The organism is Streptacidiphilus sp. PB12-B1b, from assembly GCF_014084125.1.
GTDB lineage: Bacteria > Actinomycetota > Actinomycetes > Streptomycetales > Streptomycetaceae > Streptacidiphilus.
Genome location: NZ_CP048405.1, coordinates 340,986 through 350,429, shown reverse-complemented (window position 1 = coordinate 350,429; position 9,444 = coordinate 340,986). Strand labels below are relative to the sequence as shown.

The following is a 9,444-nucleotide window of genomic DNA, read 5'->3' as shown; positions in this document are numbered from 1 at the left end:
CCGGATGTCCACCGCTTACAGGTCCCAGGACGGCAGCACCACCGACCGGGGCGAACGCACGGTCGGTCAACTGTTCGCGGCCGCCACCACGGACCTGTCCGCGCTGGTCCACGACGAGATCGCGCTCGCCAAGCAAGAGATCATGAAGGACGTCAAGCGCGGCGCCGTCGGCGGCGGCGCGGGGGCGATCGCGGCGGTGATCGCCCTGGCGTCCATCCCGATGTTCAGCTTCGCCGGCGCGTACGGGCTGCACACCACCGGGCTAGGCCTGGCCTGGTGCTTCCTGATCATGGGCGGCGCGTTCGTGGCGATCGCGGCCATTGCCGGGCTGCTGGCCGTCCGCTTCTTCAAGAAGATCTCCCCGCCGGACCGGACCATCGCCTCGTCCAAGGCCACCGTGGACGTCCTGAAGAACGCGAAGCCGCGCCCGGCACCGACCATGAAGCAGATGTGACACGCTTCCTTCATGGCGTCTGACAGTTTTCCCGGTTCCGGCTCCGCTGCCGGCTCCACCGACTTCTCCTTCGAGCCCCGGCTCGACGGGCCCTGGACCCACCGGGACGTGGCCGCCAACGGTGGCCGCTTCCACGTCGCCGAGATGGGCGAGGGGCCGCTGGTGCTGCTGGTCCACGGCTGGCCGCAGTTCTGGTGGACCTGGCGGCACCAGCTGGTCGCCCTGGCCGAGGGCGGCTTCCGGGCCGTCGCGGTGGACCTGCGCGGCGTCGGCGGCAGCGACCGCACCCCGCGCGGCTACGACCCGGCCAACATGGCGCTGGACCTCACCGGGGTGATCCGGTCGCTCGGCGCCTCCGACGCGGCGCTGGTCGGCCACGACTGGGGCGGCTTCCTCGGTTGGACGGCGGCGGTGATGCGCCCGGCGCTGATCCGGCGGCTGGCCGTGGCGTCCAGCGCGCACCCGCGCCGCCTGCGCCGGTCGCTGATGACCGACCGCAGGCAGATCGCGGCCGCCGACCACCTGTTCGGCTTCCAGCGGCCGTGGGTGCCCGAGCGCCGGCTGGCGGCGGACGACGCCCGGCTGGTGGCCGACTACCTCACCGACTGGACCGCGCCCGGGCACCGACCCGACGAGAAGGCACTGCTGACCTACCGGCAGGCCATGCTGCTGTCCAACACCCGGCACTGCTCCATCGAGCCGTACCGCTGGCTGATGCGCTCCATGGGCCGCCCGGACGGCTTCCAGTACGCACGCCGGATGAACCGCCCGGTGCGGGTGCCGACGCTGCACCTGCAGGGGGCGCTCGATCCGGTCCTGCTCAGCCGGACGGCGGCCGGCTCGGCCGAGTACGTGGAGGCGCCGTACCGGTGGCGGCTGCTGGACGGGATCGGGCACTACCCGCAGGAGGAGGATCCGGAAGGCTTCTCCCAGGAGCTGCTGAACTGGCTGCGCGACCCCGAGCCCGACCGCTGAGACGTCGGTTTCCGGCCAGTCGTCGTGACCATGACCATGCTGCTCGATCAAAGCAAAAGTTAAAATAGGACAACTGCATAGGCCAGTTGGCGGCATTCCACGGGATTACCGGTCGCCTCGCGCGGGCACTGGTTTCTCATGAGCCGGATGCACGATCGCGCCCTCGCGCCCCTGTCCCGTCGCCGCTCGCCGCAGCAGACTGCGACTTTGCGTGCCACCCTGGACGGCCCCGGAGCCGCCCCCGAGGAGGCGTACGCGGGCGTGGCCCTGCTGGACCACGCCGGCCTCCCCCGCATCCTCAGCCGCCGGGCCCGGTGGATGACCTCACGGCTGCGCCAGCGCTGACGCCGGCGCGGGCCGCCCGCCGATCACTGTCGGGGACGGCCTGGCACGCTCAGATCGCGTGCGGCGAGAGCGCGGTGAACCACAGCAGCGCGACGGTGGCCAGGCCCATCAGCGGGACCAGGATCTCCGTCTCCAGCTTGTTGCCGCTGCTCTTGATCACCACGATCTCGTAGCGGGACTTGAGCGGCCACAGCCACGGCGCCCCCATCTTGGTGATGGAGTCGCCGAGGAGGTGCGCCACGCAGCCGAGGCCGACCGCGTACGGCAGCCAACCCGGCGCCGAGGGGATGAACTTGGCGATTATGCCGGTGCCGAGCGCGGCCAGGGCCACGATCGTCCCCCAGGCGGAGAAGCCGTGCCCGGGCGGGCACAGGTTGAGCGCCCGCACGGCCAGCGCCAGCAGGAAGAAGGTCATGCCCAGGGTGAAGCCCCGCCCCAGGTAGGTCACTCCGGCCCAGGTGCCGAGCGACATCACGGCGACGAAGAGCAGCGAGTGCGTGGCGTGCCGGTGACCGCCGGAGATCCAGGCCACGAAGCGGCAGAGCAGCTTCGAGAACGGGCCCAGGAAGTTGGCGATCGTCCCGTCGTGGTGGTCCAGGTCGGGCAGGAGCGCGGCGCCGGCGCAGAGCGCCGTGCCCATCAGTATCTCCGCAGGCTGGAGGTGACGGTGCATCACCTCCTCCGGCAGGAAGGGCGCGGTGGCTGCGAACAGCAGCGCGCCACTGACCGCGTGCGAGTGACCCATCATGGCGTGTCGTCCTCCCCCTCGTCGCAACCGCCCCGGCCCCACGGAACCTTGATCCGATCGGGTGAGCGACCCAGACGCTACCAGTAGGCACCGACAATCCCCGCGTCACCTGCCCCGGCACCGGTCCTGGCACCGTTCCTGACAGCCGGTCAGCGCGGGCGTGCCCGGGCGTGCTCAGAGCGCGCAGGACTCCGTGCCCACCGGGGCGGTGTCCGCGATGCCCTGGGCGGCGTCCGCCTGGACCTCGCCCGCCGTCAGCGCGTAGCCGGTCTGGGAGTCGTCCAGCGACTTGGCGAAGACCACCCCGTACACCTGCCCGGTGGGGGTGAGCAGCGGGCCGCCGGAGTTGCCCTGCCGGACGGTCGAGCGGATCGAGTACACCTCGCGGGTGACCGTGCCCCGGTGGTAGATGTCCGGGCCCTCGGCGTCGATCTGCTGCCGGATACGGGCGGCCTGGACGTTGAAGGGGCCGTTCTCGGGGAACCCGGCGACGATCGCGCCGGCGCTGTCCTGGGCGGTGCCGGCGAAGCTGAGCACCGGGGCGTTCAGGTGCGGCACGTCCAGCACGGCGACATCGCGCTTCCAGTCGTACAGGACGACCGTCGCACTGTACGTCCGGCCGTTCACCGTGACCGTGGGCGCGCTGACCCCGCCCACCACGTGAGCGTTGGTCATCACCCGGTGCGGGGCGTAGACGAAGCCGCTGCCCTCGATGACCTTCCCGCAGCCCGCTGCGGTACCGACGACCTTGACGATGCTGCCCCGGGCGCCGCGCACGGCGGCGCTGGCCACCAGCGCCGGATCGGGCGGCGGGACGTCCGCGATGGGCTCGTTCTGGAACGGGTTGAAGACCTGCGGGAAGCCGTTGCGGGAGAGCGCCGAGGTGAAGTTGGAGAACCAGGTGGGCGCGTCCGCGGGCAGGGCCCGCTGCACCGTGCTCAGCACCTCGGATGTCCTGACCTGCTGGGCGACGGTCGGCAGCGAGGTCCCGGCCAGGGCCGAGCCGATCAGCCAGGCCACCAGCAGCATGGCGACGATGTTGACCAGCGCGCCGCCGACGGCGTCCAGCACCCGTATCCGGCTGCGGTCGATCGGGCCGCGCAGCTTCCAGCCCCAGTGGGTGGTGAACGCCTGTCCGACCGAGGCGAAGACGATCACCACCACGACCGCGACGATCGAGGAGGTGGTGCCCGCCGGGAGGTGCTTCAGCAGGTAGGGCAGCAGCTGGACGGCCACCACCCCGCCGCCGAGGAACCCGACGACCGAGAGCACGCCGACGACGAAGCCCTGCCGGTAGCCGGACACGGCGAACCCGCAGGCAGCGAGGATGAGCAGAATGTCGAGGACGTTCACGGCGGCTTCCTGGACGGGGTGGAGCGCTCCCCCGACAGGAGGTGCACCGGCCAACCTTCCCATGCGGGGTCGCGGCGCCGGAGCCCGAGTGGCAGAGCTTGTCTTCTTCTCACGTTCCACCGGCCCGCCCCGGTTCCCGGACGGCTCCGCGCGCCGCCCCGGCCGGCCCTGCGGGGTGCGCCGCGACTAGCCCTGCGCGTAGCTGGACAGCTCGATCTCCCGGGTGGTGTCCCAGGGCCGCTCCAGGCCGCTGTAGTGCAGGATCCGGTCGATGACCCCGGCCGTGAAGCCCCACACCAGGCGGTCCTCGACCAGGAACGCCGGGCCCCGGAAGCCGCTGGGGTGCCGTATCCGGGCCCGCCGCTCGGGCGCGGTCAGCTCGGCGACCGGCACCCGGAACACCGCCGCGACCTCCCCCGGATCCACCGGCCCGACCGGGCTCGGCTCCCGCCACCAGCCGAGGACCGGGGTGACCACGAAGTCGCTGACCGGGATGTAGAGGTCCGGCAGCACGCCGAAGACCTGCACCCCGGCCGGGTCCAGGCCGGTCTCCTCCCGGGCCTCGCGGAGCGCGGCGTTGACCGGGCCCGGCCCGAGCGGATCACCGTCCTCCGGGTCCAGCGCTCCGCCGGGGAACGACGGCTGCCCGGCGTGCGACCGCAGCGACCGGGAGCGTTCGATCAGCAGCAGGTCGGGGCCGTGCGGCCCCTCGCCGAACAGCACCAGCACGGCCGAGCGCCGACCGCCCTCGGCGGGCGGCAGGAACCGGCTGAGCTGGTGCGGCTGCACCCGCTCCGCCGCGTCCCGGACCGGCGCCAGCCAGTCCGGCAGCCCCTCCCGGATCACCTGCGCGGCGCTGGTCACCGGGCCGCCCCGGAGGCCGGTGCGGGCGCGGACGCCGGTGCGGGGGCGGCCGGTTGGCCCGGGTAATCGGCCGGGGGCTTCAGCCGCTGGCCGGGCTGGCCGCCCTTCTCGTACTTCAGCAGCTTCTCGGCCTTGACCGGATCGGTCTCGCCCTCGCCGTACGAGGGGCACAGCTCGGCGATGGGGCACGCCCCGCAGGCGGGCCTGCGGGAGTGGCAGATCCGGCGCCCGTGGAAGACCACCCGGTGCGAGAGCATGGTCCACTCGCTCTTCGGGAAGATCGCGGCGACCTCCAGCTCGACCTTCACCGGATCCTCGGAGTCGGTCCAGCCGAACCGCCGCGCCAGCCGCCCGAAATGGGTGTCCACGGTGATCCCGGGCACGCCGAAGGCGTTGCCCAGCACGACGTTGGCGGTCTTGCGGCCGACGCCGGGCAGGGTCACCAGATCCTCCAGCCGCCCCGGCACCTCGCCGCCGAAGTTGTCGCGCAGCGCGGTGGACAGGCCGATCAGCGACTTCGCCTTGGCCCGGAAGAAACCGGTCGGCCGGATCGCCTCCTCCAACTCCTCCGGGGCGGCCGCGGCCATGTCCTCCGGCGTCGGATACCTGGCGAACAGCGCCGGCGTCGTCTGGTTCACCCGCAGGTCGGTCGTCTGCGCCGACAGCACCGTGGCCACCAGCAGCTCGAACGGATTCTCGAAATCCAGCTCCGGGTGCGCGTACGGATACACCTCCGCCAGCGCCCGGTTGATCTTCCGCGCCTGCCGCACCACCCGCGCGTGCGTCTCCGGCCGCTTCGCCTTCTTGAAACCCGGCCGCGCCCCCACAGCCTCACCCACGCCACTCTTCGCCATACCGATCAGCCTACGGCTCGGGACCGACACCGCACCGCAGATCCGCTGGGCTCGTACTTCACCCGGCGGCTAGCGTGTCAATCAGCCGACCAGGCGGCGTCGCCAGTCCAGCGGGGTGATGGTGATGGCCCGCTCGGGATCGCCGTCCCACTCGACCGGCAGCCCGGTCGCCTCGATGGCGGCCACGGCCTCTCGGCCGATCGCCGTCGTGGTGGCGGTGGAGACGTCGAACCCGCCGTGGAGGAGCATCAGGCCGTGGCCGGACACGGCCCCCTCTGTGCACTACTGGTGGAAGTAGACGAAGCCGCGCGCGCCAGGCTCGGCCTCTGCGCCGATCTTCGCCTGTCCACAGCTGCGGCAGCAGGTGAAGTTCTCCCTGGCCGTGACCCCCTCCGCCTCCAGTGCTGCGAAGGCACGGGTGAGTCGCTCGGGGTCCGTTTCGCCGTTCCAGTCGGCCTGCTCCTCGACTCGTTCCAACCACAGCCGGCGGACCAACTGCTCTGCCTGCGCAGGTGAGACCGGCCGACGGTCCTTGGTGACGAGGTACTCCTCGGCGAGCTCGGCCAATTCCGCTCGGGTCGTGTACCCGCCGAGAATCACCTCACGAACACGGGACTCAACCTGCTCGCGCTCTTCGTCGTCCAGTTCCAACGGGGCTACGGGGACGGGGCCGGTCCCAGATCCAGTAGCCCCCAATCGATCCCGGCATCCCAGTCGTCGTTCAGACGAGCCCAGCCGGTCATCGCCGTGATCACGGGCTCTGGTCCGTCCAGCCTCGTCTGGAAGTGCCTGTCCGGCGCCCCGTCCCGGTGCTCCAGGGCGTAGCCCTCCCCGGGGCGGTGCAGCACCTCCATGTAGACGTCAGACAGGTCGGGTATGCGCTGGACGACGTAATGTCAACGGCCCGTGAGGGCAAGAAGATGGTCCAGGACTTCTCGAAGTTGATGCTGCGGGCCTACAACGCGGAAGCGGACCAGGCGGTACGGACAATGCGCCCCCATCGGGTCAATCCTCTGGTCGATCGCCTGTACAAGACCCGCGAGACCATCGCCAAGCTCGGCCTGACCATGCGCATTCGGATCGCCGACGACTACCACGACGCCCGCGTCCGCGAACTGCGGCTCACCGCCGACTATCTCCAGAAGAAAGAGGAGGAGAAGGAGGCTCAACGCGAACTGCGGTCCCGGCAGAGGGAGGAGGAACGGGCACAGCGAGACTTCGACCGCGAACGCGAGAAGCTGAACAAGGAACTCCACCATGTGCAGTCCGCCCTGCAAAGGCTGCGTGAACGAGGCGATCACGCAGGCACATCGGACCTGGAAGGCAAGCTGGTCGAGATCGAGCGCGCTCTGCGGAACGTCGAGGCCAGAGCGGCCAACATCCGGACCGGCTATGTCTACGTGATCTCCAATATCGGCGCCTTCGGTGATCGTATGGTCAAGATCGGCCTCACTCGCCGCCTGGAGCCGCTGGACCGCATCTACGAACTCAGCGGCGCTGCGGTGCCGTTCCGCTTCGACGTACACGCGCTGATCTTCAGCGAGGACGCCGTGGGGGCTGGAAACGAAGCTCCATCAGCACTTCGCCGACCGCAGAGTGAACCACGTCAACACCCGCCGCGAGTTCTTCTACGTCACACCGACCGAAGTCCGTGACGCTCTCCAGATGTTCGTCGGCCAGCACCTCGTCGAATTCGTTGATGAGCCGGAGGCGCTCGAATGGCGTGCCAGCAGTCCGCAGCAGCAAGGGTCAGCCAACCATGATCGGCAGAGCCCGGGCGGGCACCTCCCGGCCTGAAATTTCCTACCGCCGGTGCTACCATTTGCCCTATGAGTAACCACGCGCAGTCACCGATGCCGGAGCGGGCTACGAAGCGGTCGATCTCGCTGGCATCCTCGCTCGTGGACGAGGTTGAGGAGCGTACGGGGAAGACCGGGTTCTCCGCTGTCATCGCCGAAGCCCTTGAGCAGTGGCTCGCCATGGCCAAGCTACGCGAGGTGGTGATCGCCGACCGGTCTGAGTTCGGCGCGGTTTCGGACGATGCCTTGCGCCGGGCGGAGGAGGAATGGTCAGCAAGCGCCTGAAGACCCGGGTGCAGCATGGCGGAACCCTGGTGCTGGATGCTCAGGGCTTGTCCCTGCACGTCGATGGCGACGAGGGGATGCGAGCCCGGATCGAGGTGGCTGAGCGGAACGGCAGCCGCGTCGTCTACTCGGCAGTCACTCCGCTGGAGGTCAGGCGGACCGGCAAGGCGGCCGACCGTCTCGCCTACCTGCTCTCCCGCTTCGACAAGAAGCCGGTCACCGACGACGTGGTGGCCGCGGCCCGGACGCTCCTGGACGCCGCTGGGCTGGACGGTCACGAATGCTTGGTCGACGCCCTGGTTGTGGCGACGGCCGCGCTGGCTACACCGCCCGTCCTGCTGGTCACCTCCGACAAGTCCCACGTTCCAGCCCTGTGCAAGGCGGCCGAGGCACTGCCTGGGTCGCCGAAGGTCAAGCCGATCGTGGTCTGACCACCCGCCTGTCGTGCCTAAGTGAGAGAAGCGAAGGCGTTGCCCAGCACGACGTTGGCGGTCTTGCGGCCGACGCCGGGCAGGGTCACCAGATCCTCCAGCCGCCCCGAGCCGGTACGCCCGGGTGTCCAACCCCGCTCCGAGCAGGACCACTTGGCGCGCCCCGGCCTGCACCGACCGGAGCAGGAAGTCGTCCAGGACCCTGGTCCGCAGCCCGAAGTAGCGCGCGAACCGCCCCCACAGCGGGTTCGCCTCGCCGTCCGGGACCTGGTGCAGGCGCACCGGCCACCCGGCGGACGCCGGTGCGGCGCGCACGAAGTGCTCCGCGTAGACGTCCCGGGCCAGGCTGTCGTGCCGGTGGGTCTCGATCGCCCGCGCGGCGGCGACCAGGAGAGCGGTCCGGCCGATCCCCCCGTCCACACCCTCCACACCGGCGTCCAGTGGTGCTGTGCCGACCATGAGCCCTCCCTGGGGGCGAGTTGGGACTCCGAGCAGCGAAAAGGCAGTGGTGTCGTCAGTCGTTGTCCGTTGTCGGCCTGGCGCGGCCGGCGACTCGGCGGAGTCGCTGATCGTCTCGTCGGTACGCTCCGGTACGGCACTGGGGTGCGTACCCGTCGACGGCGCAGAATGCTCGGGAGGCAGAAAGCTCGGGAATCCGGAGCCGGATGCCCTGCAGCACCCTCACTATCCGGCCGACGGCCGCCCGGCGCAGGCAAAGTCACGTCGATTCATCCGAACGGGCGAACGGGGTCAGGCCACGACGGTTCGGCCGACTCCGGGGTCAGCCTACTGCCCGGACCGACGCCCCGCCCGCCGGGCCCCACGCCCGGACTGCACCTGTTGCGCCGACTCCCGCCACGGGAACGCTGGTCGGCCTATCTGGAGCTGCGGCTGGCCGTCAAGGAGCAGGAGTTCGGCCTGGCCGGGCACGGGGCTCACCGGTTGGCGTCACGGCTGCGGATCCTGCTGGTGCTGCTGTACATCGTGGGTATCCTCTTCGCCGCCCTGAGCATGTTCCACCGCGATCTGGACATCGGCTTCCTCGGCGTGGTCTCCACCTTCCTCACCGGGCGGGCCTCCGCGCTGGCCGCGCGCCGCCCGGACGCGGCCCGCCGCGCGTACGCCGATGCCGCCGGGGGCCTGGCCGTCATCCGGCTCACCCCCATCGACGCCGACGACGTCGACCGGCTCGGCGCGGAGGCCCGCGTCCGGCAGCGGGTGGTCGACACGGAGAAGATCATCATGGGTGTGCCGCCGAGAACCGGTTTCTTCGCCTTCCGCAGTCCCGCCGGAACCCTCTGCGGTTCGCTCCGGCACTGACATCCGCCGCTGCTGC

Annotated in this window: 12 protein-coding genes and 3 pseudogenes; 8 read left to right on the top strand and 7 right to left on the bottom strand. The window is 70.7% G+C overall.

Features of this window, described 5'->3' with window-relative positions; all coding sequences use genetic code 11:
* Positions 1 to 4: 4 nt before the first annotated feature.
* The 3 genes from GXW83_RS01595 (at position 5) to GXW83_RS01585 (ending at position 1,774) form a co-directional block, all read left to right on the top strand.
* Entirely contained in the window at positions 5 to 454 is a 450-nt protein-coding gene (locus GXW83_RS01595) for a phage holin family protein (protein WP_182441082.1), read from the top strand.
* A gap of 12 nt (positions 455 to 466) precedes the next feature.
* Positions 467 to 1,429, top strand: a complete 963-nt coding sequence (locus GXW83_RS01590; protein WP_182441081.1) for an alpha/beta fold hydrolase — start codon at positions 467 to 469, stop codon at positions 1,427 to 1,429.
* A gap of 147 nt (positions 1,430 to 1,576) precedes the next feature.
* Positions 1,577 to 1,774 (top strand): hypothetical protein, encoded by a 198-nt coding sequence (locus tag GXW83_RS01585; RefSeq protein WP_182441080.1) that lies wholly within the window; start codon positions 1,577 to 1,579, stop codon positions 1,772 to 1,774.
* A gap of 49 nt (positions 1,775 to 1,823) precedes the next feature.
* On the opposite strand, the gene GXW83_RS01580 is transcribed toward GXW83_RS01585, so the two are convergent.
* From GXW83_RS01580 to GXW83_RS33660, 5 genes and pseudogenes are all read right to left on the bottom strand, one after another.
* On the bottom strand, positions 1,824 to 2,522 hold the full coding sequence (locus GXW83_RS01580; protein WP_182441079.1) for a metal-dependent hydrolase: 699 nt from the start codon (positions 2,520 to 2,522) through the stop codon (positions 1,824 to 1,826).
* Between the two features lie 174 nt (positions 2,523 to 2,696).
* The gene (locus tag GXW83_RS01575) at positions 2,697 to 3,875 is read right to left on the bottom strand and encodes a MarP family serine protease (RefSeq protein WP_182441078.1); all 1,179 of its coding nucleotides are present in this window, start codon (positions 3,873 to 3,875) and stop codon (positions 2,697 to 2,699) included.
* Between the two features lie 186 nt (positions 3,876 to 4,061).
* Positions 4,062 to 4,739, bottom strand: a complete 678-nt coding sequence (locus GXW83_RS01570) for a CoA pyrophosphatase (RefSeq protein WP_182441077.1) — start codon at positions 4,737 to 4,739, stop codon at positions 4,062 to 4,064.
* Positions 4,736 to 5,593 (bottom strand): endonuclease III, encoded by an 858-nt coding sequence (gene nth, locus GXW83_RS01565; RefSeq protein ID WP_182441076.1) that lies wholly within the window; start codon positions 5,591 to 5,593, stop codon positions 4,736 to 4,738. The genes GXW83_RS01570 and nth overlap by 4 nt, the downstream gene beginning before the upstream one ends.
* Before the next feature lie 81 nt (positions 5,594 to 5,674).
* A pseudogene (locus GXW83_RS33660) lies at positions 5,675 to 6,483 on the bottom strand (hypothetical protein); the annotation flags it as partial.
* 30 nt (positions 6,484 to 6,513) lie between these two features.
* Here GXW83_RS33660 and GXW83_RS01550 point away from each other — a divergent pair.
* From GXW83_RS01550 to GXW83_RS01540, 4 genes are read left to right on the top strand one after another with little or no spacing between them, the layout of a single operon-like run.
* The gene (locus GXW83_RS01550; protein ID WP_225446682.1) at positions 6,514 to 7,248 is read left to right on the top strand and encodes a DUF4041 domain-containing protein; all 735 of its coding nucleotides are present in this window, start codon (positions 6,514 to 6,516) and stop codon (positions 7,246 to 7,248) included.
* Positions 7,190 to 7,390, top strand: a complete 201-nt coding sequence (locus GXW83_RS34735; RefSeq protein WP_370466530.1) for a hypothetical protein — start codon at positions 7,190 to 7,192, stop codon at positions 7,388 to 7,390. The genes GXW83_RS01550 and GXW83_RS34735 overlap by 59 nt, the downstream gene beginning before the upstream one ends.
* A gap of 32 nt (positions 7,391 to 7,422) precedes the next feature.
* Positions 7,423 to 7,677: a hypothetical protein gene (locus GXW83_RS01545; RefSeq protein WP_182441073.1), complete on the top strand. Its 255-nt coding sequence runs from the start codon at positions 7,423 to 7,425 to the stop codon at positions 7,675 to 7,677.
* The gene (locus tag GXW83_RS01540) at positions 7,659 to 8,108 is read left to right on the top strand and encodes a hypothetical protein (RefSeq protein WP_182441072.1); all 450 of its coding nucleotides are present in this window, start codon (positions 7,659 to 7,661) and stop codon (positions 8,106 to 8,108) included. The genes GXW83_RS01545 and GXW83_RS01540 overlap by 19 nt, the downstream gene beginning before the upstream one ends.
* 32 nt (positions 8,109 to 8,140) lie before the next feature.
* On the opposite strand, the pseudogene GXW83_RS01535 reads toward GXW83_RS01540, so the two are convergent.
* Together GXW83_RS01535 and GXW83_RS01530 are read right to left on the bottom strand one after the other, a co-directional pair.
* Positions 8,141 to 8,215 (bottom strand): annotated as a pseudogene (locus GXW83_RS01535) (endonuclease III); the annotation flags it as partial.
* Between the two features lies 1 nt (position 8,216).
* Positions 8,217 to 8,567: pseudogene (locus GXW83_RS01530) on the bottom strand (SAM-dependent methyltransferase); the annotation flags it as partial.
* Positions 8,568 to 8,948: 381 nt separating this feature from the next.
* Between GXW83_RS01530 and GXW83_RS01525 the strand changes: the two are divergent.
* On the top strand, positions 8,949 to 9,428 hold the full coding sequence (locus tag GXW83_RS01525; RefSeq protein ID WP_182441071.1) for a hypothetical protein: 480 nt from the start codon (positions 8,949 to 8,951) through the stop codon (positions 9,426 to 9,428).
* The last annotated feature ends 16 nt before the right edge of the window (positions 9,429 to 9,444 follow it).